This is a genomic window from Paenibacillus nanchangensis, assembly GCF_046543445.1.
In the GTDB taxonomy this organism is placed as follows: domain Bacteria; phylum Bacillota; class Bacilli; order Paenibacillales; family Paenibacillaceae; genus Paenibacillus_AQ; species Paenibacillus_AQ nanchangensis.
In genome coordinates this window covers 121,474-148,250 of record NZ_JBHOFD010000017.1, presented here as the reverse complement: position 1 = coordinate 148,250, position 26,777 = coordinate 121,474, and the positions used below count along the sequence as shown (strand labels likewise).

At 51.1% G+C, this 26,777-nt stretch carries 21 protein-coding genes, 1 pseudogene and 1 riboswitch; of the genes and pseudogenes, 6 read left to right on the top strand and 16 right to left on the bottom strand.

Going from position 1 to position 26,777, the window contains the following annotated elements:
- Positions 1-564: 564 nt before the first annotated feature.
- Positions 565-1,812, bottom strand: coding sequence for an MFS transporter (locus ACE6ED_RS15510; RefSeq protein WP_410828096.1), 1,248 nt, complete (start codon positions 1,810-1,812; stop codon positions 565-567).
- A gap of 171 nt (positions 1,813-1,983) precedes the next feature.
- Here ACE6ED_RS15510 and ACE6ED_RS15505 point away from each other — a divergent pair, with 171 nt between their 5' ends.
- A complete protein-coding gene (locus tag ACE6ED_RS15505; RefSeq protein WP_410828095.1) occupies positions 1,984-2,379 on the top strand; it encodes a winged helix-turn-helix transcriptional regulator in 396 nt (131 codons plus the stop codon).
- Between the two features lie 278 nt (positions 2,380-2,657).
- Here the strand turns inward: ACE6ED_RS15505 and ACE6ED_RS15500 are convergent, their stop codons facing one another.
- From ACE6ED_RS15500 to ACE6ED_RS15445, 12 genes are all read right to left on the bottom strand, one after another.
- A complete protein-coding gene (locus tag ACE6ED_RS15500; protein ID WP_410828094.1) occupies positions 2,658-3,809 on the bottom strand; it encodes a serine hydrolase domain-containing protein in 1,152 nt (383 codons plus the stop codon).
- A 30-nt stretch (positions 3,810-3,839) separates the two neighbouring features.
- Positions 3,840-5,195: an erythromycin esterase family protein gene (locus tag ACE6ED_RS15495; RefSeq protein WP_410828093.1), complete on the bottom strand. Its 1,356-nt coding sequence runs from the start codon at positions 5,193-5,195 to the stop codon at positions 3,840-3,842.
- 805 nt (positions 5,196-6,000) lie between these two features.
- On the bottom strand, positions 6,001-7,410 hold the full coding sequence (locus tag ACE6ED_RS15490) for a glycoside hydrolase family 1 protein (protein WP_410828092.1): 1,410 nt from the start codon (positions 7,408-7,410) through the stop codon (positions 6,001-6,003).
- Between the two features lie 52 nt (positions 7,411-7,462).
- Entirely contained in the window at positions 7,463-9,349 is a 1,887-nt protein-coding gene (locus tag ACE6ED_RS15485) for a beta-glucoside-specific PTS transporter subunit IIABC (RefSeq protein WP_410828091.1), read from the bottom strand.
- Positions 9,350-9,531: 182 nt separating this feature from the next.
- Positions 9,532-10,389: a BglG family transcription antiterminator LicT gene (licT, locus tag ACE6ED_RS15480; RefSeq protein ID WP_410828089.1), complete on the bottom strand. Its 858-nt coding sequence runs from the start codon at positions 10,387-10,389 to the stop codon at positions 9,532-9,534.
- A 183-nt stretch (positions 10,390-10,572) separates the two neighbouring features.
- Positions 10,573-10,896 carry a hypothetical protein gene (locus tag ACE6ED_RS15475; RefSeq protein WP_410828088.1) on the bottom strand — a complete coding sequence of 108 codons (324 nt, stop codon included), beginning with the start codon at positions 10,894-10,896 and terminating at the stop codon, positions 10,573-10,575.
- A gap of 424 nt (positions 10,897-11,320) precedes the next feature.
- Positions 11,321-13,663, bottom strand: a complete 2,343-nt coding sequence (locus tag ACE6ED_RS15470; protein WP_410828087.1) for a histidine kinase — start codon at positions 13,661-13,663, stop codon at positions 11,321-11,323.
- A gap of 135 nt (positions 13,664-13,798) precedes the next feature.
- Positions 13,799-14,425, bottom strand: a complete 627-nt coding sequence (gene kdpC, locus ACE6ED_RS15465) for a potassium-transporting ATPase subunit KdpC (RefSeq protein WP_410828086.1) — start codon at positions 14,423-14,425, stop codon at positions 13,799-13,801.
- Between the two features lie 31 nt (positions 14,426-14,456).
- On the bottom strand, positions 14,457-16,490 hold the full coding sequence (kdpB, locus tag ACE6ED_RS15460) for a potassium-transporting ATPase subunit KdpB (RefSeq protein WP_410828085.1): 2,034 nt from the start codon (positions 16,488-16,490) through the stop codon (positions 14,457-14,459).
- 22 nt (positions 16,491-16,512) lie between these two features.
- Positions 16,513-18,192, bottom strand: a complete 1,680-nt coding sequence (kdpA, locus tag ACE6ED_RS15455) for a potassium-transporting ATPase subunit KdpA (RefSeq protein WP_410828084.1) — start codon at positions 18,190-18,192, stop codon at positions 16,513-16,515.
- Between the two features lie 35 nt (positions 18,193-18,227).
- The gene (locus ACE6ED_RS15450; RefSeq protein WP_410828098.1) at positions 18,228-18,305 is read right to left on the bottom strand and encodes a potassium-transporting ATPase subunit F; all 78 of its coding nucleotides are present in this window, start codon (positions 18,303-18,305) and stop codon (positions 18,228-18,230) included.
- A gap of 128 nt (positions 18,306-18,433) precedes the next feature.
- Positions 18,434-18,838, bottom strand: coding sequence for a hypothetical protein (locus ACE6ED_RS15445; RefSeq protein ID WP_410828083.1), 405 nt, complete (start codon positions 18,836-18,838; stop codon positions 18,434-18,436).
- A gap of 491 nt (positions 18,839-19,329) precedes the next feature.
- Here ACE6ED_RS15445 and ACE6ED_RS15440 point away from each other — a divergent pair, with 491 nt between their 5' ends.
- From ACE6ED_RS15440 to ACE6ED_RS15425, 4 genes are all read left to right on the top strand, one after another.
- Entirely contained in the window at positions 19,330-20,895 is a 1,566-nt protein-coding gene (locus ACE6ED_RS15440; RefSeq protein ID WP_410828082.1) for an ATP-binding protein, read from the top strand.
- The gene (locus tag ACE6ED_RS15435; protein ID WP_410828081.1) at positions 20,888-21,583 is read left to right on the top strand and encodes a response regulator; all 696 of its coding nucleotides are present in this window, start codon (positions 20,888-20,890) and stop codon (positions 21,581-21,583) included. The genes ACE6ED_RS15440 and ACE6ED_RS15435 overlap by 8 nt, the downstream gene beginning before the upstream one ends.
- Positions 21,584-21,832: 249 nt before the next feature.
- Positions 21,833-22,002, top strand: a riboswitch (cyclic di-AMP (ydaO/yuaA leader).
- 151 nt (positions 22,003-22,153) lie between these two features.
- A complete protein-coding gene (locus tag ACE6ED_RS15430; protein ID WP_410828080.1) occupies positions 22,154-22,666 on the top strand; it encodes a hypothetical protein in 513 nt (170 codons plus the stop codon).
- The gene (locus ACE6ED_RS15425; protein WP_410828079.1) at positions 22,659-23,096 is read left to right on the top strand and encodes a hypothetical protein; all 438 of its coding nucleotides are present in this window, start codon (positions 22,659-22,661) and stop codon (positions 23,094-23,096) included. The genes ACE6ED_RS15430 and ACE6ED_RS15425 overlap by 8 nt, the downstream gene beginning before the upstream one ends.
- Before the next feature lie 95 nt (positions 23,097-23,191).
- Here the strand turns inward: ACE6ED_RS15425 and ACE6ED_RS15420 are convergent, their stop codons facing one another.
- Together ACE6ED_RS15420 and ACE6ED_RS15415 are read right to left on the bottom strand one after the other, a co-directional pair.
- Positions 23,192-23,845, bottom strand: a complete 654-nt coding sequence (locus ACE6ED_RS15420; RefSeq protein WP_410828078.1) for a hypothetical protein — start codon at positions 23,843-23,845, stop codon at positions 23,192-23,194.
- A 24-nt stretch (positions 23,846-23,869) separates the two neighbouring features.
- Entirely contained in the window at positions 23,870-24,760 is an 891-nt protein-coding gene (locus ACE6ED_RS15415; RefSeq protein ID WP_410828077.1) for a LysR family transcriptional regulator, read from the bottom strand.
- Between the two features lie 111 nt (positions 24,761-24,871).
- Between ACE6ED_RS15415 and ACE6ED_RS15410 the strand changes: the two genes are divergently transcribed.
- Positions 24,872-26,257: an MFS transporter gene (locus ACE6ED_RS15410; protein WP_410828075.1), complete on the top strand. Its 1,386-nt coding sequence runs from the start codon at positions 24,872-24,874 to the stop codon at positions 26,255-26,257.
- A 174-nt stretch (positions 26,258-26,431) separates the two neighbouring features.
- On the opposite strand, the pseudogene ACE6ED_RS15405 reads toward ACE6ED_RS15410, so the two are convergent.
- Positions 26,432-26,577 (bottom strand): annotated as a pseudogene (locus ACE6ED_RS15405) (IS5/IS1182 family transposase); the annotation flags it as partial.
- Between the last annotated feature and the right edge of the window lie 200 nt (positions 26,578-26,777).

The following is a 26,777-nucleotide window of genomic DNA, read 5'->3' as shown; positions in this document are numbered from 1 at the left end:
GGGACTTCCGGTTGCTGTTATTTTCGGAGTTCTTAATTGGTATTTAAGTTAGTGGGAGAACTCCGAAAATAAAGGCAATCGCGTTCGCTCCTCCATCTCCAAATTCCCTCCGTGCCATCCCCGCCATCCTGTATATTAACTGTTCAGTCTGTATAGAGCGTCGAACTCCGAAAATAAGGCTTACGCTGCCGCTCCGCAGCTCCAAATTCCCTCCGTGCCATCCCCGCCATCCTGTATATCAACTGTTCAGTCTGTATAGAGCGTCGAACTCCGAAAATAAGGCTTACGCTGCCGCTCCGCAGCTCCAAATTGCCTCCGTGCCATCCCCGCTATCCTGTATATCAACTGTTCAGTCTGTATAGAGCGAAGAGCTCCGAAAATAAGGCTTACGCTGCCGCTCCGCAGCTCCAAATTCCCTCCGTGCCATCCCCGCCATCCTGTACATTAACTGTTCAGTCTGTATAGAGCGAAGAACTCCGAAATTAAGGCTTACGCTGCCGCTCCGCAGCTCCAATTGCCTCCAGCCATCTCTGCTTTCCTTGATTCCATAGTTCAGCCAATATCTTAAGATGTGCTCGTATCGGCAGTGATTGGTTTGGTTTTTTGGAGATTGGATACTGTCTGGCCCGCTGCGCTGTCCTTTTTCTCAAGTCCAAGCCCCAGGAACGTCAGCAGTACCGCACCCGCCACCATTAAAGCTCCAATCCATGCCGTATGAATCAGTCCGAGCGACTCGGCTACCTCACCGCCAAGATAAGCGCCTAACGCAATCCCCGCATTAAAAGCCGCAATATTGACGGCAGACGCCACATCCACCGCCTTGGGAGCGTATCGTTCAGCCAGTGTAACGACATGGATTTGCAGACCCGGCACATTCATAAAGGCCAGCAGTCCCATTCCGAAGATGGTGATTAATGCCGGAATTTTGAACGGCGCCGTAAAGGTTAAAATAAGCAGGATCACCGCTTGCAGTACAAACATGCGTAACAGCGCGCCAAGCGGATTTTTGTTGGCGACACGTCCGCCGATTACGTTGCCGACGGCAATCGCTACCCCATACAGAAGCAAGATCAACGCGACGGCCGAAGCGCTGAATCCGGTAACTTCATTCAACAGCGGTGACAAATACGTAAAGACAACGAAGGTCCCGCCATAGCCGAGTGCGGTAATTAGAAAAGCAAGTAAAAGCCGGCTGTTTGTCACCAGCTTCACCTGGTCGCGCAGCGGGGTTTTAGTCCCTCCTCGCAGCCGGGCGGGCACCAAAATGATGTTGGCAATCAAGGCCAGGATGCCGATTCCGACGATTGCGGCAAATGCGGCGCGCCATCCGAGATGCTGCCCGATGAACGTCCCCAGCGGTACCCCGGTTACCGTCGCCACGGTCAATCCTGAGAACATGATTGCTATGGCGCTCGCCCTGCGGTCTTCCGGCACCAAATCGGCGGCGATGGTGGAACCAATCGACATAAAGACGCCGTGAGAAAGCGCGGACAGCACTCTCGCAAATAATAATACGCCGATGCCCCCTGAAAGTGCGGCAATGGAGTTCCCTGCAATAAACACGATCATTATGAGGATCAGCAGTGCCCTCCGTGGTATTCCCGAAGTCAGGGAAGTCAGCACCGGAGCGCCAAAGGTAACGCCAAGTGCATACAGCGTGACGGTCAACCCGGTCAAAGTAATGGAAATATTAAAATCTTCAGCAATCAAGGGCAGCAGCCCTACGCTGATAAACTCAGTTGTGCCGATGGCAAAAGCACTGATCGCCAGCGCCAGTAGTGCCAGCCGGCTGCGGTTTGCGGCTGCGTTCATTGTGATTCCCTCCTGTTGTTCTGGTATGTTCCGGCCGGTATGTGTTATTATGAACGCAACAAGATATCATGACCAGTACGTACTTTTTAGTACCGTAGGCACTAAAAAGTACCTATAAAAATGCACCATCAACTTGACCCATCAATATTTCATATATGGAGGTATGCCAACATGGCTGAGAAAAAATATAACATTCCCGTAGAAGCAACATTGGAAATTATCGGGGGCAAATGGAAATGCGTGATCTTATGTCATTTGACCCACGGCAAGAAGCGGACCAGCGACTTGAAGCGGCTCATGCCTACTATCACGCAAAAGATGCTGACGCAGCAGCTCCGTGAGCTGGAAGACGACGGGATTGTGAAACGCATCATTTACAATCAAGTCCCGCCCAAAGTAGAATACGAGCTTAGCGAATACGGCTGGAGCCTGAAGCCGATTCTAGACATGCTGTGCGCCTGGGGAGAGCAGCATATCGTAAACGAATACGGCGATAAATTCGCCGTGCTTGAAGATAATGTGCTGAATCACCGCGAGTCTGCGGACCGCCTGCAGCCTTTGTCCTAATAACAGAAAGACCAATCCATTAAACGGATTGGTCTTTTTTGTAGGGAAGGTTACCGCACTTCCCCATTGCACCCGTATCTATTGGCAATCCGATCAGGAAAACGTCCCGTGCGTTCGCGCAGGTGTGGGAGTTATAACATAAATTGAGACTGTTTATAAGATAGTTTGAGACTGTTTATCTCGGACATTCCGTCGCGGGCAGGGGAAACGGTCGGGGCCGAGATGGCAGCAAGCTGGCACCGGAACAGGAAATATCCGGCGCCAGCTTGCTGGTGTTCTTAATGTGATGAAGAGCCGATGAACTGCTCGGCAATGCTTTTGGAAAGAGGCAACGTATTAATTTCAGAAGGCATCGCATTGATATTAAGGGTTTGTACATAATCCCCGCCGCGAGTTCCACCTGCGTACGTAGCGAATCCTGGAAAGTTGCCGCCATGTCCCCAAATCGTAATACCATTCGCCAGCTTTGTTCCCATGATCCCCAAGCCGTATTCACCTGCTGGAGTTTCAACCCCAGTTAACATCTGATCTAAAGTAGCTGGTTTTAACAGCTTGCCACTAAGTATAGCTTTGAAGAATGTATTCATATCATCCGCTGTGGAGATCATAGATCCCGCAGCATCTGCCCAAGAGGGATTCATTTCAGTTCTGTCTATGAATTGACCGTCGAGTACGAAGTATCCTCGTGCATGTTCACCTGGAATAAACGAGTAGTCGTCGGGTACATAAGTGTTCGTCAGATTAAGGCGAGCTATGAAACGTTTCCTAATATGTTCCCCGTATGTTTCTCCAGTAGCCTTCTTAATAATCATCCCTGCCAGTACCGTATTCGTATTGGAATAAACCCATTTCTCTCCAGGCTTAGCGTTTGCCTTCATGCTCAGTCCGGTACGAACTAATTCGTCTGCAGTAAAGGAATGTAACGGGTTTGGGAGTAATTTATCGAGAATATCTTTGTGTTCTGAATAGTCAGGAATACCGCTTGTTTGGTTTAAAAGTTGCCGAATTGTGATATGTTCCCCTTCATATTCTGTACCCTTAACAACATCAGGCAGCCACTTTTCTATTGTGTCATCCAGGCTCAGTTTTTGTTCATCAACAAGCTGAAGAACAACCATTGCAGTAAACGTCTTGGTTAGACTACCGATCCGGAAAGTAAAGTTCGTCTTAACCGGGTCAGTACCATAAATGCTTGCTTCACCGGAAGCATATGCCCATTTTGATCCTTTGTTTGAGGAAGCTACAATTATGCCCGGTATATTTTGATGGTTAGCGGCTTCATCGATAAGTTGCTTGGCTTTGGTCTGCGAATCTTGACTGTAAGTAGTAACGAGGGGAGCCGCCTGCTTTGCAAAACCAGTTCCTTGCAATGGCAGTAATAGAGCCGCGGTAATCATTGCCGATACAGTGAGCATAGAAATTTTGTTCATTTCGTTTCTCCTTTAGATTAAGGAATCGTATTATTCATTCATTTGTGATGGAGTGACCTTTTTGATATAAAAAAGGATGTCAAATGTCTTGCCGAATGCAGCGTCTACAAACAAAGGTACTTCAGGCCCTAATTTTGTTATTCCGGCAAATGTAGGACGGGTTGCATCTAACCAAGTTTTCACTGAACCGCTAGCTTTGCGCAAGTCTACAAAAAATTGATCATGTTTGACTTGTCCGACGGTATAGTTAATGCTATTCGGGTCATCGATTCTAACCGTTCCGTAAGGACCGAATTTGCCGCTTTCATTAACAACGTTATACGAACCTGAATGGATTGAAGTCCCGATGGATACGTATTTGTCGCCGTAATGTTTAGCCAAATGTTGACCTGACATCTCCGGATATACGAAAGGAAGAGTATTGGTTTTGGATATATGTCCGTTATGACCCCATACAATGGTTTTCCCCCATTGTTCTTGTGTCCACTTCGCATTTTCATACATTGCAATATCATGTCTTAAGAAGAACTCCGGCTGTTGTTCAGCTGAAAGCATATGAATAAATTGCTCGATAATACGGGCGCTATGCAATGCCCATGCGTAAGCTTCTTTTTGCTTGCCGGCATTAGCTTTATTTTTTTCTAGCAGCTCAATAATAGAACGGGCATTGGAAAGATGCTGTTCTTTCTCATCTTTCGGCAGTTTCTCAAAACTTTCTTCATCTTTTGCTGCGGAAATAAGCCCTTTCATTTTGTCATTTAATTGAGAAATCAACTCCGGATGATATTGTTGGATATAGTCCGAAATTTTGTTGAACACAGGTTCATCTAATTTTTTTTGATCCATTCCGATTACACGTATTTTGTTGGGGTGTTTGGGATTGGCATTGTAGTCACGAATCCATTCCAGCATTTGCGCCATTTCTTTATTGTTAAACACGGGGCTAAAAATTTTGTCTGGATGTCCTTTACCTGTAAGAACATATTGATCAAGCATCAATCCTTTCCCCCAGTCCTCCTCTAAGACGAGGTTTGTAAACCCCAGTTCCGTAACCATATACTGTACGATACGGTGTTTCATCTCGAATACTTCATGCATGCCATGAGAAGCTTCGCCTAAACCAACAATAGGAGCAGGTCCTATCATCTCTTTAAGTGGTTGTAACTCTTCCAATGAAGCACGAGGCTCTGTTGTTGTTAATTTGCTTGCATTCTTCTCCAGCCACTGTAATGGAGTCTGGTCGTCCTTCCTGGCAGTCTCAAGTTTAGATGCAGGCGTATTGCCCGAACTGGATGGTGTTGATGGGATTTCTTCTGCTGAACAACCGGCCAAACTTATACTACATATTGTAGTAAGTGCCAGCCTCGCTAATAATTTCTTGTTCATTTTTTCCTCCCCAGGGTTATTGTTTGACATTCGCTGTGAAGCGATTTGTCTCCCCGAGTATTGCAAGGTAGTTGTCATACTGCCAAGATGCTATTATGTCACCATGACGCTTTATTACTGTCATATGGTAGCTTATCGCCTGATTAGGACGGGATTATGCTGGTATCATTATTTTGTTCCGCCTATTACGGTTGCGGGTGCTTTGTTTGTAAAAAGCATGTTTTATATAAATGATTTGGATGGAATAACGATGGCTGAGTGGGTTATGAATGGAGTATACGGAAATATAGAACCACGGTGTTGATTTGGTTGATAACAAATATTGATTCAGAAAGTATCTGATAAAAGAGGCTATCCCAGAAGTGATTTACGTAAGAAAGAAAGCTTCCAAGTTACACGAATTGCTAATAAAGAAAGCCGCACCGTAAATCGGGAGGGGTCCTCGTACGGTCCGGCTATTTTTTTTTGGCGGAACCATTGTATTGTAACATTCAAAGGGTGATGATCAGCAGAACGGACTCAAGCGCATAGAAGACAATCCCCGCGATCGCCGCATCATGAGGCTGGTTTGTACGAAAATCGTACAAAATCCCCGCGATCGAGCTCTCCCGTTAGACCGCTGCTGACCCACAGTGACAATTGTTTCACACTAGGGAGGTCTGATCACACATACGCCTGGTTAGATACGTAAGCGTAGACACCCCATGAAATGAGCCAAGTGTATTACGAAACAAGAGCTGTCCCCCGTCACACTGCGACGTTTGGGACAGCCCCTTTTCTGTGTCCTATCGTGCCATCTGTTTTGTTACCGCACTCCCCCATTAGTCTTAATGAGCTGCTGGTACCAATAAAAGCTCTTTTTCGGAATCCGGCGCAGCTCCTTTACATCGAATTCTTCGCGCTCCACATAGATGAAGCCGTAACGTTTACTTGAGCCCTGGTGTGTGCTGACCAGGTCAATCGCCGACCACGGGCAGAATCCGAAGACATCTACGCCATCGGTAAGCGCAAGCTGAATTTGATCGATATGCTTGTTGTAGAATTCAATCCGGTACGAGTCGTCTACTTCACCGTTGTCGTCCAGCTTGTCGAACGCCCCCAAACCGTTTTCGGTCACGATCAGCGGCAGACGGTATCGGGAGTAAATTTGCCGAAGTGTTGTACGGAAGCCAACCGGGTCGATTTCCCAGCCGAATTCGGTTTTTTGCAGGTTCGGATTGACCGATCCGCGATAAACGCCAGGTTCGCCAACGATTTCATGCTGGTCTCCTGTATGGGAAAAATCGTTACCATCGTTTTTGCTTTCCCCTACCGTTTGGGAAGTATAGTAATTGAAGGCGATGAAATCGGGACGTCCCTGTGCCAGAACGTCCATGTCCCCTTCCTCGATTACCGGCGTATACCCTTTTTCGAGCAGATAACTCCAGGCAATGTGATTGTATTGGCCAAATACCGCCATATCAAGATACAGCCAGTTGCGGATCGCCGCATAATTGTCCGCCGCCAGCACGTCTTCCGGACTGGAGCTCGCCGGGTAAATGACGCCGATGTTCGGCGCCGGTCCGATTTTCGCCTCAGGCAGCATCTGATGGCATAACCCCATCGCTTTAGCCTGAGCCACCAGCATGTGATGATTTTGCTGGTAAAGCTCTTTTTGCGGATCTTGAAGATTGTCATTTAAGGTGCCGATCGAACCCGGGTGAAGGATCAGCATATTCTGCTCATTGATCGTCAGCCACATCTTGACCCGGTCCCCATAGTGCTCAAACAGCGTTTTTGCGTATTGTTCGAAGGCGTCGATGGTCTCCCGCCGTGACCAGCCCCCTTGTTGCTCCAAAGCATGCGGCAAGTCAAAATGATACATGGTGACAATAGGCTCGATGCCGTACTTGATCAGTTCATCAATCAAATTGTCGTAAAAAGCAAGACCTTTGGGATTAACTTCACCCGAGCCTTGGGGGTAGATGCGCGACCACGCGATGGAGAACCGGTAAGCTTTCAGCCCCATTTTCGCCATCAGCGCAACGTCTTCCTTGTACATATGGTAGTGATCGCTGGCGATTTTGAAATCCGCGACGCCCTCCACATGGTTGGCGAAATCGATCACTGACGGGCCTTTGCCGTCTTCATTCCAAGCCCCTTCAAACTGGTACGCCGATGTGGATGCCCCCCACAAAAATCCTTCCGGAAATCCTTTTAACTGTTTGTGCAGCATGATGAACTCCTCCTATACGATGAATTAGTGACGCAAAATTAACTGGCCAAAATCAATTGACCAAAGTGAGCAAAACCTCGTTCTGCTGCACCGTTTCGCTGTCCGTTTCAAAAATCTCAACTTCCGTTTGCGTCAACGTCACGATGACAGGAGTAATGGTCTGGTAGCCAGCGGCTTGAATCTGATCTAGATCAAACCGGATAAGCAGATCGCCTTGCTTCACAAGATCCCCTTCTTTGACCACCGGGGTAAAATGTTTGCCTTTGAGTCCAACGGTATTGATGCCGATATGAATCAGCACATCGGTGCCCGCATCAGACGTAATGCCGATGGCATGGCCGGTCGGGAACAGTGAAGTGACCACACCGTCCATTGGGGCGACTACCTCGCCGGTGGAAGGCTCAATGGCCAGTCCTTTGCCCATCGCTTCTGAAGAAAAAGCTTCATCCGGAACTTGGCTGAGCGGCAGCACCCGGCCAGCCAGCGGGCTGTAAATTTGCTCTTTTTTCAGCTCCAGCACGGGTCTTGCCGGGGCGGGTTCCTCCATGACGGCCGATACGGCTTCACTATCAGGTACAGCGGCCGGCTCTACCGCCGCCGTTTTGCTTTTGCTTTCATAGCCGAAGATCAGCGTCAGCACAAGACCGAGAATCAGGGAAATGGAAGCTGCCACAACGAAAACGGCGGTTGGTTTTTCTACCGGAATGGAAAAAATGTTATGGAATACATAGGCGGTGTACTTCACGCCAAAGTGGCCGTTAATGGCACCGCCGGCGGCGCCGGCGATCAGCACGATCGGGATCACCCGCTTGTAACGGAGGATCAACCCGTAAACAATCGGTTCGGTTACGCCAGCGAGCAGGCCGGTGACCCCAGCCGAACCAGCGATCGTCCGCAGATTGCGGTCTTTCTTCGCTTTCAGGAAAATACCGATGGCCACGCCGATTTGAGCGAATACTGCCGCGGCAGCCATGGCTTCGATCGGGTCACCGCCGTTATTGATATTTTGCAGCGTGATCGGGGTGAACCCCCAATGAAGGCCAAGCACCACCATAAACGTCATCCCTCCGCCAAGCACAATGCCGGAAAGGATACCGCTGACGCCGATCAGCCAGGTCACTCCCGAGGCAATCCAGTTGCCGACGCTTGTTCCGAACGGTCCAAACGCCATGGCTGACAGCGGTACCATAATCATGAGGGCCAGCATCGGAACCATAAATACCTGCAGATCCTTCAAAATGATTTTCTTAAGCAGCTTGTCCAGCAAGGCGTAGATGCTTACCGCAATAAAAATCGGGAACACGCTGGACGCGTAATTCACAAGCACGACGGGGACGTCCAGGAAAGAAGCTTTTGGTCCCTTCTCCAGGAGACCTGTAAAGTTCGGCTCCATCAGCGCAGCCCCGATCGCCCCTGCAACGTAAGGGTTGGCTTTGAGTTTAAGCCCCAGGGTAATGCCCAGAAAAATCGGCAGAAAGTAGAATACGGCATTGCCCGCCGCGGACAAAATCAGGTACGTATCACTGGTATCCGATAACCATCCCGCCATCGTAAGGACGGTGAGCAGGGCTTTGATCATACCCGAGCCAGCCATGACCGGAATCAGCGGCGAAAAACTCCCGGATATAATTTCGAATACTTTGGACACCGCCGAGGTATTTGACGTTCCTTTGTCGTCTGTGTCCTTGGCCGTAATTTTGATCTGTTTCATGATCTCCGTATAAACTGACGCGACGTGGCTTCCGACCACCACCTGAAATTGGCCGCCGCTTTCCACAACCGTAATGACACCTTCGTGTTTTTCCAGCTGTTCCCGTTCCGCTTTTTTGTTGTCTTTCAAGCTGAACCGGAGCCGGGTGGCGCAGTGAACGAGGTCGCTGATGTTGTCTTCTCCGCCGACCAGACGTACAACGTCTGCGGCCATTTGCTTGTTGTCCATGGACCATTCCCCTTTTCTGATCGTTAGGATGGCAACAAAAAATACCTAGACTTAGGGCAGTATGATCACATTCGTGATCCTGCACCATAGCCTAGGTATCGCCTGCTTTACCAGTAACAATCCTTGTGTTTAAGTTGTACGTTCACTATACAAGACATTTCAACCGCTTTCAAGTCCTTTTTTTAATCGGCGTTCAGATGATCTCTTGAGGTCACCCGCTGAATATGGATGGTCAGGTACACCTTTTCGTCTATGGACATCGCACTTTCGTATTGTTCTTCCAGGTAGCGGTTAATCCGGTTCATGCAGGCAAAAGCCTCCGGGAACTTGGTCTTGACATGTTCATACAAAAAGTTGTCCCCCGCCGCATTTTGCGCTTGTTCCCCGCTAAGCATCCGCTGCAGAAAATACTGGAGATGCGTGATAAACCGCGCGTAATTAAACGAACCCTCATCAAGCTGAATCCCGAATTGACTGGTGACCAGATCGACGATGTCGCCCATTGCCTTGGTGACTTCAATCGTCCGCTGCATTCCCTGCTTGTCCTGTCTGGCATTTACAAAATGCATGGCGATAAAGCTTGCTTCATCCTGGTCCATCTGCACGCCAAAGTGCTTATGGATCAGCAGAAGCGCCTCCAGTCCAATAGCAAATTCTTTGGGGTAAAACTTTTTGATCTGCCAAAACAGCGCATTTTTCAAATTAAGCGACTGCTGATAGCGGGAAATTGCAAACTGAATATGGTCAATTAACGTGATGTAAATATTGTCGTTGAAAATATTGCCCATTTCAGCCTTGGCGTGTTTCACTATGTCGTCGGCCAATAAAAAATAATCGGCGGAGGTCTCGCCAATCAGATCAATCAGCTTTTGCGGGACCTTGTCGGGCTTCAGCACAAATGTCTTCTCAATTTTGTCCTCGTCCACCCGCTGCCCCATCTTCTTTTTGAAGCCGAGCCCATTGCCGATCACCACATACTCGTGGCCGACCTGATCTTCGGCGCGGATCACGTTGTTATTAAAAATTTGGCGGATAATCATCGGCTGTCTGACCACCTTCTCCGGGAATGTTCCAGATATTTAAAATAACACAGGGATTTTAGGGAGACAATAGCGGACAGCGAGATCTAGTGTGACAATAATACCCTTTCCGGATCATTCAATTGTGACCAAATAGGTTAGTTTACATACCAAATACTTAACTCGAAAATATTAATAATTCAATCATTGACCTGCCGCAGCGGGTTCTCTGATCACATTGCCGATTTGGCGCAAACCGGAACCGTCCGGACGAACGGCGAAGATGGCACCCTCATCCGAATCGGGGTCGCCAATGTAAACCGTCATATCGAATTCCAGCGTGGACAGCTGTTCCCCGCGGTTCACGCCGTGTTCCATGTCATAATCCAGGGTATCCATCTGGTCTTCAATATAGGTTTCAACTGTCAGAGGTAGAGGCTGGCGCATCAGCGGGAAATAGAGTCCAAATTGGGGCGCCGTTGCATGGCCGATATAATACCGGTAACGCTGATCCTGAGTATCCAGCACCGTTGGACTGACCTGCTGTTTTGTTTTTCCGTCCAGCGACAGTCGATATACACTGGGTTCGGTCTCATGCTGCCTGCAGTGTAATAAAAGCTGCCATTTCGGATGAAGAAATAATCGGCACCTTCCAGGTTAGCTATTCGCGTCAATTTTTTGGAGGGCAAATCGATTTTGCAGATCGTGCTGGTCCAGTTCGTCCCTTTCTCCAAAAAATAAACGGTCTCGTAATTCTCAAACAGCACATTGCCAAAGTTGCCCGCCAGCAGCATAGTGGACGTGGTATGACCAGGCGACATTACCGTTTGATACAGTCCGGCTTCAGGTTTGGCCCAGAAGATGGTTAATGGCTCTTTACATCAGGAATATATTTTCTCTAATGTACAAATGTGTAGATGAAGATAGACGAATGTTGCGGCAACCTGACGAATTAGATGGACTGCAGCCCTTCTTCCGTGACGGAAGGATCGTAATCGGCGACGATCAGCATATCGACCCAGCGGGCGCGCCGCAGCATGAAATGCACGACCGTTTCCCGCATGAGGGAATACCATAATGGCCGGTGAGACTGGCCGATGATCAGCTGGGTGGCGTGGACTTCAGTCATTTTTTCGAGCAGGGTTTCCCCGGTATGCTTGGATTGATCCTGCACGGAAATTTCCATATGCCCCCCAAGCCGTTCGCACAGCTGGCGCAGGGTTTCCAGCCGCTTGTTTTCTTCCCCGGAGAGTGCGCTGCGGCTGTGCACATACTGAACGTACCATTCCGCTTGGAGCCGGTGAGCGATACGGAACCCGCGCCGGATCAGCCGTTCCGCCCGGGGACTGGTATCCACGCAGACAAAAATCACTTCCTTCCGGTGCCATGGCCCGCGGAGCGAAGTGTTCCGGTCCCAGGCTTCCAACCGCTCATCCACATCGTCGGCAAGCTCCCGCAAGGCTAGTTCCCGCAGTGCAATCAAATTGCCGATTTTGAAAAATGAATCCAAGGCCTGGTTCACTTTGCTTGATGCATAAATTTTTCCTTCGCGCATGCGCTGCTGCAGCATCTGCGGCGTGACGTCAATCAGCTCCACCTCGTCCGCCAATTTAAGAATCGCATCCGGCACCGTCTCCCGGACACGGACGCCTGTCAGCTGCTCCACCGCATCGTTTAGACTCTCCAGATGCTGCACATTCAGTGTGGAGATTACGGATATCCCGTTCTCCAGCAGATAAAGCACATCCTCATACCGCTTTTTAAACCGGCTGCCAGGCATGTTGGTATGGGCAAGCTCATCCACCAGCACTACTTCAGGACAGCGCGTAATAATTGCTTCTGTGTCCATTTCCTCCAGCTTAGCCGATTGATAAACAATTTGGGCGCGGGGAATAAACGGCAGGTTACCGGTCTGATCCGCGGTGTCTTTTCTGCCGTGCGTTTCCAGCAGGCCAATCACCACATCAATACCTTTGCAGAGCAGCCGGTTTCCTTCCTGCAGCATTTTGTAGGTTTTCCCCACGCCAGGCGCCGCGCCGATATAGATTTTAAATGTGCCGCGCCGGATGGTTTCAATTTTGCGGGCAAGTTCCTTGGAGTTCAGCCTGCGGAACGGTTCTTTTTCTTCTGCGGTCTGCGGTTTGATCGGCAGAATTCGTTCCCCCTCGTGTTTGGCGCGGTCCGCCATCAGAAAGACATCCACATTCCGCATTTTCCGCAGCACTCTGCCCGCGATGGAGCCTTGTAAACGTTCCTGCCGGCGGCTTTTTTGGGAATGTCCCATTACGATGCGTGTAACATTGTTTTGAATGGCGTAACGGACAAGCATGGAAGGAAGCTGCCGGATATTCAGCAGAGGAATTTCTACGAATTTCGCCCCCACCTTGTCCGCCAGTTTGAGGATGGAACGTTTGAATGCCTGCTGATCCTTCGTCAGCTCCCGTTTGGACAAAATAAAGGTAACGATCAGCAAATCCCCGTTCAGCCTTTTGGCGATTTGCTGGCCTCTACGCACATACAGCGAACCGTTCCAATGATATTGCGTGGAGACCAGGATCCGCTCCGCGGCGCCTGACGGACCCACCAGCCCCAGTTCCTCCCGGTGTTTCTCCAGCGAATCATTGACCCCTTCTGCCATAAGCCGCAGCGAAATTTCCCGCAGCACGCCAAGATTTCCTCGCCTTGCCATCGCCGGATGGGTCTGATCGCCCAATATTCCGTCGTCAATCCGTTTGAGCATCGTTTCCGGCGACACGTCGATCAGCCGCACCTCGTCAGCCAGCTCCAGCGTATTGGAAGGCACGGTTTCCGCAGCCCGGATGCCGGTCAGCTTATGCACGATATCATCCACCCCGTCCAGCTCATACACATTGATGGTGGTAATGATGCTGATGCCGTGGTCCATCAAAAATAAAATATCCTCCAGCCGGGTCTTGAACCGTGCTTCCTTCCGGTTCCGGTGGGCAAGCCCGTCTACCAGCAGCACCTCCGGATTTCGGGCCACGATAGCTTCCAGCGGCAAATCCTTGTATTCTTTCCCGTCCTTCTGCCAATGAATGCTCGGCACGCGTTCCAGTTCAAGCGTCTGCTGCACTGTTTCGGACCGCTGCATAGTAGAAATTGCGCTCATCACGACGTCGATGCCCTGCTGCTTCAGAAAGTTGCCTTCATTCAGCATGTGATAGGTTTTACCCGACCCGCTAACCGGGCCGATCAAGATTTTCAGCCTTCCTTTCCGGAGCTGTGAGATCGACTTCAGAATTTCCTCGGGGGTTTTTCGTCTAAATTCATTCATTACGCGGCCTCCTCCTGAGACAGTGCGCTGCTGCCCTGGTTTCCGTGCTGATCTCTCGTGCAACATGCTGCTAACCACCCGGGCAACATACAGCTGCCCTGTCCCGAGAATGCAGCGGACAAGGCTATTGTAATTCTATTGATTTCCCTTTTGGTTTACCTTTGCTTGTAACGCCAGATTTAGCTTTAATACGTTGACCCGTTCTTCGCCAAACACCCCTAAGTCACGTTTTTCCGTATGCTCCCGGACCAGTGACTCTAACTCCGTCTCAGGAATCCCGGTTGCCTTACTGATGCGGGGCACCTGCACCAGCGCCGATTGCGGCGTGATGTGCGGGTCCAGCCCGGAGCCGGAATTGGTCACGAGCGCGAGGGGCAGCTTGGCAAGCGGAACGTCAGGGTTATCCTGCTTCCACTGTTGAATAGAGGCCTCAGTGCGTGCAAGCAGATCGGGATTCGACGGCGCATAGTTATTGGAGCCCGAAGCCTCCGCCTTGTAATCAATGCTTGAGACACGCCCTTGGAAAAAGCCGGGATCGGTAAACGATTGGCCGATAAGTTCCGAACCTGCGACTTGACCATTTTGCCCTTTTACCAGACTGCCGCCGGCTTGGGATGGAAAAAACAGCTGCGCCAGACCTGTAGTAACCAGCGGATAGATGATCCCGCACAACACGATAAATACCAGACTGGAGCGAAGGGCCAGCCAGAATACCGGCTCTTTTACCTGTTCCTCCTGTCCTTGCTGGGTGATTGAACTCATTATAGATTCCTTCTTTCCGCATAATCTTGGCTTATATCCATAAATGGACTAGCATATCAATCAGTTTGATGCCGATAAAAGGGGCCAGCACGCCGCCCAATCCGTATACCAGCAGGTTGCGGCTTAAAAGCCGCGATGCGCTCATCGGCCGGTAGGCCACGCCTTTCATGGCGAGCGGAATGAGCAGCGGAATAATGATGGCGTTAAAGATCAAAGCCGATAAAATCGCGGACAGCGGCGAACCAAGCTTCATGACGTTCAGCACTTCCATCTCAGGAATGGCGAGCATAAACATCGCCGGAATGATGGCGAAGTATTTCGCAATGTCGTTGGCGATACTGAAGGTGGTTAAAGCGCCGCGCGTCATAAGCAGCTGCTTGCCGATCGCTACCACTTCAATGATTTTGGACGGGTCCGAATCAAGGTCGACCATATTTGCAGCTTCTTTGGCAGCGGCCGTGCCGCTGTTCATCGCAAGTCCCACATCCGCCTGAGCCAGTGCCGGCGCATCGTTGGTGCCGTCGCCGGTCATCGCAACCAGCTTGCCTTCGGCCTGCTCCCGGCGGATAACGGCGATTTTATCCTCCGGCTTGCTTTCGGCAATAAACCCGTCGACACCCGCCTCCGCTGCTATCGTTGCTGCTGTAAGCGGGTTATCCCCCGTGCACATGATCGTCTTGATCCCCATTGCCCGCAGCTGATCAAACCGTTCGCGCATTCCGGGTTTCACGGTGTCCTTGAGATAAATAACCCCGTATATTTTATTGTTCACGGCCACGGCCAGCGGAGTTCCGCCTTTGGAAGCAATGGCGGCCGCCTGCTGCTCCAGGTCCTCCGGAATGGTACCGCCTTGGGCCGCTACCCAGTTCCGGATCGAATCCACCGCGCCTTTACGGACCTTACGGCCGTCTTTCAAATCGATGCCGCTCATGCGGGTTTCGGCTTTAAACTCAACAAAGCTGCCGCCTTCGCCAAGCGAGGGATCATACGCTCTCCCGTTCTTCTTCATCCATTCCAGAACCGACCGGCCTTCCGGCGTTTCATCCTGGATCGAGGAAATGGCCGCCCAAGCCGCGGCTTCGTCCGCACCCGCGCCTTTGACGGACAAAATGTCGCTTGCCATCCGGTTCCCGTACGTAATTGTCCCGGTTTTGTCCAAAATCATCGTGTTGATGTCGCCGGCAGCCTCCACGGCTTTTCCCGACATGGCGAGTACGTTAAATTGCGTTACCCGGTCCATGCCGGCGATGCCGATCGCTGACAGCAAGCCGCCGATGGTGGTCGGAATGAGACAAACCAGCAAAGCGATCAGAACAGGGACTTCTAGATTAACTCCCACATACTCAGCGATCGGTCCAAGGGTGACCACTACAATGAGAAAAATCAGGGTTAAGCTGATAAGCAGCGTACTGAGCGCAATTTCATTGGGTGTTTTCTGCCGTTTTGCTCCTTCCACCAGCGCAATCATCCGGTCGATAAACGTTTCCCCCGGATCGCTGGTGATCCGGACCTTGATCCGGTCGCTGATCACCCGGGTTCCGCCGGTCACGGAATTGAAGTCGCCGCCGGCTTCCTTGATTACCGGTGCGGATTCACCTGTAATCGCCGACTCGTCGACCGAAGCAAGGCCTTCGATTACCTCCCCGTCGCCGGGAATCATTTCGCCTTGGGAAACGATCACGACATCCCCCTTGCGCAGTTCCGTTGACGGAATGACCTTCATCTCGCTGCCGGCCACTTTGTTGGCTGTAATTTCTTGTTTCGTCCGCTTTAAGGTGTCCGCCTGCGCTTTGCCCCTGCCCTCTGCAAGCGATTCGGCGAAGTTGGCGAACAGGACGGTGAACAGCAGAATCACAAACACTGCGAGGTTGAAGCCAATCCGGTCCCCAGTATGAAAGTACCCGGGGAACACCGTCATCAGAAGCACGATCACCGTGCCGATTTCGACTACAAACATGACGGGATTTTTCATCATCAGCACCGGATTCAGCTTGAAAATGCTCGCCTTTAAGGCTTGCGCGACAAGCGGACCGGTGAACATGCCTTTTTTACGTTGTTCGTTCATGGCCACATTACCCCACTTTTTATTAACGAATCGTCAAGAATTCCGCGACCGGACCGAGAACAATTACCGGCAGGAAAGTTAAAGCTCCAATCAGAATAACCGTCCCGATGAGCAGAACCGTAAACAAAGCGTTATCCGTACGGAACGTGCCGATGGTCTCAGGCACCCATTGTTTGCGCGTCAGTGATCCGGCAACGGCCAGCAGCGCGATCATGGAAATGTAACGCCCGAAAAACATCACGAGACCGGTTGTTATATTCCAAAACACCGTGTTGTCCGCCAGTCCTTCAAACCCCGAGCCGTTGTTGGCGGCGGAAGAGGTATACTCATACAGCACTTGTGAAATCCCGTGAAAGCCTGAATTGCTAATCGCCCCTTTGCCAAGCTCCGTTAAAAAGGCAATCGCCGACGGCGCCAATATGATAAAGGGATGCGCCAGAATTGCAATGGCGATCAGCTTCATTTCGCGCGGCTCGATTTTGCGGCCGAGAAATTCGGGCGTGCGGCCAACCATCAGCCCGCAGATGAACACCGCCAGAATCGCATACATCAGCATATTGATCAGCCCGACGCCTTTTCCGCCAAACACAACGTTCAGCATCATCTGTGCCAGCGGGACTAGTCCGCCAAGCGGGGTCAAGGTATCGTGCATGTTATTAACCGAGCCGGTTGTCGCGGCCGTCGTGACGGAAGTAAACAGCGCCGATTGGGCGATCCCGAAGCGTACCTCTTTGCCCTCCATGCTCCCCTGCGAAGCGTCGATACCCAAAGCGTTCATTGCCGGGACGCCGCTTTTTTCCGCGCTGTAGACAATCGGCAGGAACACCAGGAACAATATCATCATCGCGGAAAAAATCACCCAGCCCTGCTTGCGGCTTTTCGCGAATTTGCCGTACATGAACGGCAGCGCGGCGGACAGCGACCACATGGACAAAATTTCAATTACGTTGGTCAGCGGGCTTGGATTCTCGAACGGGTGGGCCGAGTTGGCACCCATGAATCCCCCGCCGTTTGTTCCCAGATGCTTGATCGACTCCAGCGAAGCCACCGGACCCACCGCAATATGCTGCGTTGAACCTTGCAGTGTCGTTACCGTCAGGGTCGGATCAAGGGTCTGCGGCACTTTCAGCGCGACCAGCACCAGCGTAACAATCGTCGCCAGCGGCAAAAATACCCGGGTGTGCGCTTTGATAAAATCCTCAAAAAAGTTGCCCAAGGTTTTACCTTTGCTTGTAATCCCTCTTACAAAAGCGACCGCCACCGAAAGTCCGGTTGCCGCCGATGTAAACATCATCATCGTAATGACGGCCATCTGCGAGAAGTAGGTCAAGCCCGTTTCACCGCTGTAATGCTGCAGGTTCGTATTCGTCATGAAACTGATGATGGTGTTAAACACCAGCGTCGGCTCCATCCTGCCGATGCCGTTGGGATTCAGCGGCAGCCCGTTCTGGACCCGCAGCACCAGATAACTTAAGGCGACAAGCACGAAATTCGTAACGACCACGCTGATTGCGTATCGTTTCCACGGCATCCCTTTCCGTTTTTTCAGACCGCTTAACGCGAAGATGGGTTTTTCCGCCCAGCCAAATATTTTATCCGTGCGGTTAGGCTCATTGGAAAATACATGGTATAAATAAGACCCAAGCGGTTTGGCGATCAGGATCAAAATACCGATCACAATGCAGATTTGCAAAATATCCATTTCCGTTCCTCCCTGGCATGAGCTGCAAACAGTACTTAAAATTTCTCCGGATGAAGCAAGGCGTAGATCAAATAAATCAGCACGATGCCTGTGAAAATCAAAACGATGGTCATGCGCCTTCCCCTCCCGTATCCTCTATCGCCTTATCGCACCATACGATAAAGCCAAGCACCAGCAAGGCGCTGACAACCAATGTTAAAATCATCCAAATGTCCATCATGTCACGAACACCTCCACCTGTTTACTCTTTCATCTGCTTTAGCAAAAAAACGACGTTGCCGGTACGGCTGTAAATGACGTATGACGCTCCCAGCTTTTTGTATATGGCCTCGGGGTGCCAAACGGGGGTGACCACCGTTACCTGCTGGCAGGACCACTGGCTGACGAGCTGCAAATACTGGCAGCTAAGCGGCAGGCTGGCCTCGAAAATAAGCACCTGCCTGACTGGAAAATCAGGCATCCCGCAGGCATTGCCGCGGGTGGTGCGAACGTGCAGGATGTCCTGCACGCCCAATTCTCTCAGCAGCTGCTCTTCCTTTTTGTTATTGGTTAAGGCCGCTACCGGTATTTTTTGATGCAGCAGCAATTTTACGAATTCCAATCCCGCCTTGTTTGAAGCGGCGACGACTACCCGGCTCTGTTCCATATGCTCCTCCCCCGAATCTAGCACGCCGTCTATGCATTTGTTCCAGCATGACCTGCACGTCTCCCGGCGGATTCCGGCGGTGAGAGGCGCCCCGTCGTTACTGGCTGAGCCGATGACGACAATGGTCGTCCGGTTTCGGGCGGTCCGCTCTCACCCGGACCTCCGTTCCGTTGACTCGCCAGATAGGCCAGGCAGGCTGCCCTGTCAGAATCGAATTCCCTTCAATTCATGAACCGAATCTTAACGCTGCGCCAGTTTTTTGTAAAACCGTACAGCGGTGAAATTCTCTGATTATGGGAAACTTCTGGTCTTGAGGTGAACCAAAACAAAGGATAACTTGAATTTTCTTTCATTTTCTAGCCCGCAGGATGGTTTTTCTCCATTTTTATGTGATTTTTACGCCTGTTTACCGGTTCTTTTATTCCTTTTTTACAGGGTGCTGAGCTATAGTAGGAACGGGAATGTTGAACGAGAGAGAGAGAGGAATATCCATGCCGAAATGGAAAATGAAGCTGAACCCGCTTAAGCCGTATCTGCTGATTATTATGATGATCACCAGCATGACCCTGCTGATGAGACCTTTTGGACTGGCTTTTGAGGCGGTGAATATAGCGCTGCTGTATCTGCTGCCGGTGCTGTTAAGCGCGGTGTATTGGGGTCTGCGGCCTGCCATGTTCGCCGCCGTTTTAGGTGTGCTTGTGTTTGATTTCTTTTTTGTGACCCCTGTGCTGAGTTTTACGATCGCCGATCTGCGGTATTTGATCTCCTTTTCCGTTTTTTTGGCGGTAGCCATACTTACAGCTACCCTCGCGGTAAAATTGAAGCGGCAGCTGCGGTACTCCGAACAGCGGGAAGCGACCACCGCGGCGCTGTTTGAGCTCAGCCGGCAGATGAGCGACATAACGGACATCCATGCCCTGTTGGAAAACGTATCCCGTCAGGTTTCGCACACCACCGGCTGTGATATTGCGGTATACTTGCCGGATGAACGGAATTCAGTGGTATTGTCCCACTCTTTTGCCGTACAGGAGGACTGGGGACTTAGCGAAACGGAAAAGGTGACGGCTCAGCTCTCCTTTGATCAGGGGGAAGCGGTTGGATATGGTACGGAAACGTTAAGGGATTCCCAGGGGTTTTATCTTCCGCTGCGAACCGAAGACCGGGTACACGGCGTGCTGGCTCTTCATGTGAAAGAGCGGGGCCATGTCTTCTCCGGCGAGCAGCAGCGGATGCTGGAGGCGATCGCCGGGCTGGCGGCCAGCGCGATCGCCCGGGTCAAGCTCGAGGAAGAAGCCAAAATCGCGCATTTAACTGCCGAATCGGAGCGGATCCGCACCGCAATCCTGGATTCCGTTTCCCATGAACTGCGGACACCGCTCGCGGCCATCATCGGCTCGGTAACCGGATTGATTGAGGGTGACAAGCTTTTTTCCCCGGAGGACCGTATGGAGCTGCTGCTTACCATCCGCAGCGGGGCGCACCGGATGAACCGGCTGGTCATTAATTTGCTCAGCATGGTGAGACTGGAAAGCGGCATGCTGCGGCTCAAAAAAAACTGGTGCGATATCGAGGACCTTATCGGCGTCACGCTGGCGCAGGTAAAGGATGTTCAACAGGACCGCAAGCTCCGTGTAATTTTACCGAAGGAGCTCCCCATGGTGCGGGGAGACGAAGTATTATTAGAACAGATGCTGGTGAATGTGGTCAGCAACGCCATCAAATACAGCCCGGACGGCAGCGAAATCGTAATCGAGGCTTATGCTGCGGAGCACACTCTAACCCTAACCGTCTCCGATCAGGGGATCGGTCTTGGAAGCGATGAATACGGCCGGATTTTTGAAAAATTCTACCGTTCGAATGCAAGCAAGCAGATCACCGGTACCGGACTAGGGCTGGCCATCTGTAAAGGAATTGTGGAGCTGCACAATGGAACGATTTCGGCAAAACCGAATACGCCTCAAGGGATGACTGTGGCGGTAACTCTCCCTGTTGAAAGGCACCACGGAGTACAGCTGGAAACTAACGGAACAGAAACGGAGAAGGATAATTTTGAATAACCCTGGAGCACGCATCTTGATCGTCGATGACGAAGCGCAAATCCGCAAACTGCTGAAGGTGACCCTGCAAGCCCATCAATATTCCATTCACGAAGCGTCTACTGGCGAGGAAGGAATAACTCAAGCCGCTTTGGTCAATCCGGATCTGATTGTGCTAGATCTTGGATTGCCTGACCTGGCGGGGATGGAAGTGCTTGTCCGGATTCGGGAGTGGTCGAACGTACCTATCATTGTACTGACCGCCAAAGACCGGGAAGAAGATAAAATCCAGGCGCTGGACAGCGGTGCGGACGATTATGTAACCAAGCCGTTCAGCATGGGTGAGCTGGTCGCAAGAATCCGGGTGGCCCTGCGCCATGTGGCGGGTTCGGGCAGCGAACCGGTGCTGCAGATTGGCGAGCTGACGATTGATCTCGCCCAGCGGATTGTGACGCAGAACGGCGAGCGGGTTAAACTGACGCCAACCGAATACGATCTTCTGAAGGTGCTCGCCACCAATGCGGGCAGAATTGTGACCCAGCTCCAGCTGCTGCAGCAGGTATGGGGAAGCCATCTGGATGAGTCGGAAACCCATTATCTGCGGGTCTATATCGGACATTTGCGCAAAAAACTGGAGTTGGACTCCACGCAGCCAAAACTGATTGTAACGGAGCCGGGCATCGGCTACCGTCTGCTGACGCCGGACTGACCGCCCGGCGTTTTTGCGTACAGCAGTTTGCCGATGCTAACGCCGCCAAGCAATGTTCCGAAGTAATGTTCTTCATTTTTGAGAGTTTTCATGAAAATTCAAGCTTATCCGAGTAAACTCCAGCGAAAATGACCAAAAATTCAGATTATCTCTGTTTCATTGGTGCTGAGCCGAAGATTTCCTCCCTCACAGCGTGTGAGCCTCTTTCTCAGCTTTTACAAAGGCATTTCGGGAAGTGTATCATTCGATTTGAACAAAACGCTTAATTCCCGGAACCCGGGAAGCGGGGGAACCACAGGCCGTTTCAAAGGGCCTGCTTTGGTGTGAATCCGACACGGGACAAACGTATCCCGTGAGGCAGGACGTCTCTCACCGTCCGAATCCGGCAGCTAACCTCGTCAGCGCAGTGGAGAGAACCTTTTTTACGCCATGCTATTTGCAGACGCGGCCGTGTGCCGGTCTATGCAAACCGCAGCGGAGGTTAATCTCCGCCTGCGGTTTTTTTTGCCCATTCTGGGCCAAGGCGAGCCATTGCAAACGCTGCTGTAAACAGCTGGTGGAGGGACAAAAATGAAAACTTATTATTTTGGTACATGCCGCGGGTTATTGGACCCGGTTAGCTTGGAATTTCGGTGTTTCGGGGCAGTATGGTACGAAGAACACGGACATCGGTATGTGGTTGGATATGGCTTTGGCGAGCATCGCGTGGAAATTCTCCGCCAGTTCAACCTTTCCCTGTCTTTACGGGAATGTGCGGACGATAGGACGGTGCGTGAAATTTATCAAGAAATCCGGACGATCCAGCAGGAACAAGACTGGTCCGGCCGGACGAGGCTCCCGCTGCTTGCCGCGTTTAAACAACCGTGGCGGGAAATGCGCCCGGGCTGGTATGTTTTGCGCTCCCGGCAGTGTTTTCCCTGCCATGTTTCCTTTGTGCATAAAACAAAAACGTCTGTATGGCTTGAGCATGCGGCGGTGTGTGAAAATGACCAGGAGCTGCAAGCCTGTATTCAGCGGGCATCTGACGCTCATCAAATTGGTTTCACAATTCTGTCCAACCTGGAGGGCATACGGAATGGATGATTCCCCTTTAACCCAAATCGAATTGTTTTTGTTTAAAGAGCCGCCTTCCTTTCTTCCGGCCAACCGGCGCCAGCGTGGCTGCTGCTTCGTCCTGAAACTCACCTGCGGGACATTCAGCGGGATAGGGTTATGCCGCATTGCCGCCGGTCGCGCTCCCGGGATGGACTTGATCAAATGGGGCGGTTTTTTAAAAGCAATCCGGAGGCGAACGGCGGCGGAGGCCCTAAACATCCTGCAGCTCGAGGGCCGGCAGTGGCGGTCTGATCAGCTGGCACTTGTTGCGTCTGCTCTTCAGGACCTGAAGACAGCCCATCAAAAGGCGCTTAAGCTGGCCGCCGGGGCAGAGAATCAAACATTTCGCTTGAAGCCGAATCCGCCTACGGACGAGCAGCTTTTTCGAGAATCGACCGCCTATTTTTCGGTGTTATAGTACCTGTTGATATCGGCGTGTTCTCTATAGGTCCTGTTTCATCCCCTTCACGATTAGGCCGGGTCCGCTAGAATCAATCTTCCGGGCTTGGCCTCTTAGGGATAATGGATCCCCCGCTCCACCATAAAAGGAATCAGCTTGCGGTTATTAATCGTGCTTGCCGTTTGTCCGCTTGACTGGTACAGCCTATAATCGAATTTGAAACGCTGTTGTACATCCTTCGGTAAATGACGGATATAGTGATGAACGCATTCGGTAACCTGCTCCTGCGTGCCAAAGTCTGCAACCAAATCCAATACTTCAAGCAGATAAATATCGGTTTTGTGCCCGATAAACCATCCGCTATCAACGACGTTTTGAATGACCCCTTCGATATTCGTTCCATAGCTCTCTGCCAATGGAAAAAACTTTTCCTGCAATATCTTGATGATCTCGGTTAATTCCCGCTCCCTGAACCGTTCTTTCGCCAGGTTCCACACCTTGCCTTTTCCTTCCCGTAACTGATAAAGCGGCAAATTCCAATATACCTTTCCGGTCGCTGTGTTTATCATTTTGCAGCTCGTGTTGAACTCCAGATAACTTCCCTGAATATTGTATGTACTGCTTGCAAAATGGACTTCGGCGGTAAAGCAGCCTACCTGCTTCATCATTTTTTTCTTGGATTTGTAGTATTTATATCCAAATGGTTCGCAGGCTGCGGCAATTTGCAGACAGCATTCGTTAAATATTTCTTTGTTTGACTTCTCCATAGTGCTCCCTTCTAACTGTTAGAATTACAATCCGTCCTGAGCGGCCAATGAATTAAAATAACTGACGGCGACCTCGCGGAACTGCTGTGCGGCCTGTGAAATATAACGGCTTTTATGCCATAACAAGGCGATTTCCCGCTTCAGCTCTTGATCCTCTACCTGAAGGTAGCTGATCTGCTCCCGCGCATTTCTGGCCGAGCCGGGCATAAAGGCGAGGCCGATTTCGGCTTCCACCAGCGCGCTTAGCCGCGCAGGTTCATCGCCTTCGTACACATAGCGGGGGACAAATCCCGCTTTTTTGCACACCGCATCGACCAGATCGCGCGTCCCGTAGCCTTTTTTCACCCCGACAAACCCTTCCTCCTGCAGGTCCATCAAGGATACGCTGGTTCGCTCCGCCAGGCGGTGACTATTAGGTACGGCAACAAGGATTGGATCGATGTACACAATCTCACACGCGATCTCCTCCCTGTAGACAGGAGGGGAAGACAAGCAGAAATCGACTTCGCCTCTGTAAAGCAGCGCAATCATTTCCTCTGTGGCAACCATTTGCACATGAAACTGGATCGCAGGATTTTCACTCCGAAACGCCCGTAGAATATTTGGGAGCATGCTCGCCGTAGTTACCGCCAGTTCAAGCGTGTGCTGTTCCTGCCTTGAGAGATCCCGAAGCTCCCGCCTCCCCTCTTCCAACTCAAGCAGCGCACGCTCCGCCCGGAGCAGGAACCGGCTGCCAAATTCGTTTAACCGCAGCTTTCTGCTTGTCCGGTCGAAAAGCGGAACCCCCAGGTCTTCCTCCAGCCGCTGAATCGTTTTACTGAGCGACGACTGTGTTACATGCAGGCTGTGTGCAGCCTCGGTCATATGCTCCAAACGGGCAACGGCAAGAAAATATTGCAGTTGAAGCAATTCCATACTCCGCCACCTTTCATTCCTTTCAGTCTATGTAATTATAGCATAAAATGCGTTTGAGTAAATCAGCCATTTCCCGTACGATTGCTTTAAAACGTTTAGGGGGAAAAAATTATGAAAACCCGTGACTGGTGGCTGATGATATCCGTTGGACTGGGCATCCTGTTAAATCCGCTGAACTCCTCGATGATTTCAGTCGCCATCCCGAGGCTGCAGCAGGTGTTTCAGCTTGACTTTACAGCGGTCTCCTGGATTATCTTTTCTTTTTATCTGGCAAGTGCGGTCGCGCAGCCCGTGATGGGAAAAGCCAGTGATGTGTTCGGCCGCCGTCCTCTGTTTTTAACCGGTCTGGTCGTCGCTTTTCTGGCCTCATTGGCTGCGCCGTTTTGCCCGTCTTTTGGCTGGCTCATCGTCACCCGCGTTGTGCAGTCTGTGGGGACAAGCATGATGACTGCGGTTGGAATGGCGATTGTACGCGTACACATTACGGAAAAACAAGCGGTTGCGCTGTCGGTTTTAGCCTTGTTTTTATCGGGAGCGGCGGCGTTTGGACCGTTTGTTGGCGGCCTGCTGGTGCATTGGTGGGATTGGCGGGCGATTTTTGTTGTGAATCTACCCTTTACGCTGGCAAGCTTTCTCTTGGCTTGGAAAATGATTCCGAAGGACGGAGATGCGGCATCCGCACGTCCCCGCTATTCGTTTCGCCAATGGATGTCCAAAATGGATGTGCCCGGTATTGCCTTGTTTGCGGCAGGTCTGGTTGCGCTTCTTGCCGGTCTGCTGTCGGCCAAATCAACTGGACAGTTTTCGTCCGTACAAGCTCTTACCGGTCTGGCGGGTGTGGTGCTGCTGATTGCTTTCGTGCGCCGGGAACTCAAAACGGCTGTGCCTTTTATCCCGCTGCGCACCTTTGCGAAATATCCGGCGATGACGTGGGTCAATCTCGAATTTCTGCTGGTGAACGTGCTGTTTTACGCGGTGTTTTTTGGCCTCCCCTCTTACCTGCAGGCCGTGCGCCAGCTGGATGAATTTCACACCGGAATCCTGATGCTGAGCCTGGGCTTATGCTCCCTTGCAGCTGCGCCCCCTGCCGGCCGCTGGATCGAGAAATCGGGCCCCGGTCCGGCTTTGTTTCTATCCGCCATTCTTATGACCGTTGGCGCGGTCTGGCTTGTGACCTTAAGCCCAACGTCTCCCGTCGTCAGTGTGTGTGTGGCTTTGGCCGCTTTTGGCGTGAGCAACGGGTTGAACAGTGTCGGCATGCAGGCGGCGTTATTTCAAAGCACACCCAAAGAAATCATTGGGGTCGCTTCCGGGTTATTTAATACCTCCCGGTATTTGGGGACCATCCTCTCTTCCCTGCTGACAGGATTGGTTATGGGCGGACAGTTCTCTTTCCAAGGCTTCCGGGTGTTGGGAATGATTTTGACGGCTATAGCGCTGTTGCTGGTATTCATGAATCTGCGGCGCCGAAAGGCGGAAATACAGGTGGAGCGATGAGATGACCGGTACAGCTGCCCATTAGACTAGGGCCTGTACGCAAAGCTATTTAAATCGAAATCAAGGCCAAAAAAAGCCTTGAACATGCTGTAAATCTAAAGTTGGGTGAATTTGTATGTAACCCATCGTAACCCATCATGGAATTGTGTGACTGTCCAGATAATAATTAAAGTATAGCGGGTTTCCCAGTGGATCGACCACGGCATGAGTCTTGGTCGTTAAACCGCCCTGGGAATGTCTGATCACTTGCTTGTTCGCTTGCTTGCTTTGCCCCCTTTTGCGCCAGCCCTATGCGGATGGACTCGGACTATGATTGTATCCTATGATGGTATCAATTATCATCTGCTCATAGCCGGGCTCAATGGTAACCAAAGTCGGCTTAATGGGAACGTGCTTCAGGATACCATCCCTGATTCCCGCCTATTGTAGCCGCCAGAGAAAGTATGGGTACAAGTTCACGGACAGAGGGGACCCTATTTGCTGATTTTTCCGTGTTTTGGCAAAGAGACGGACTCAGTTT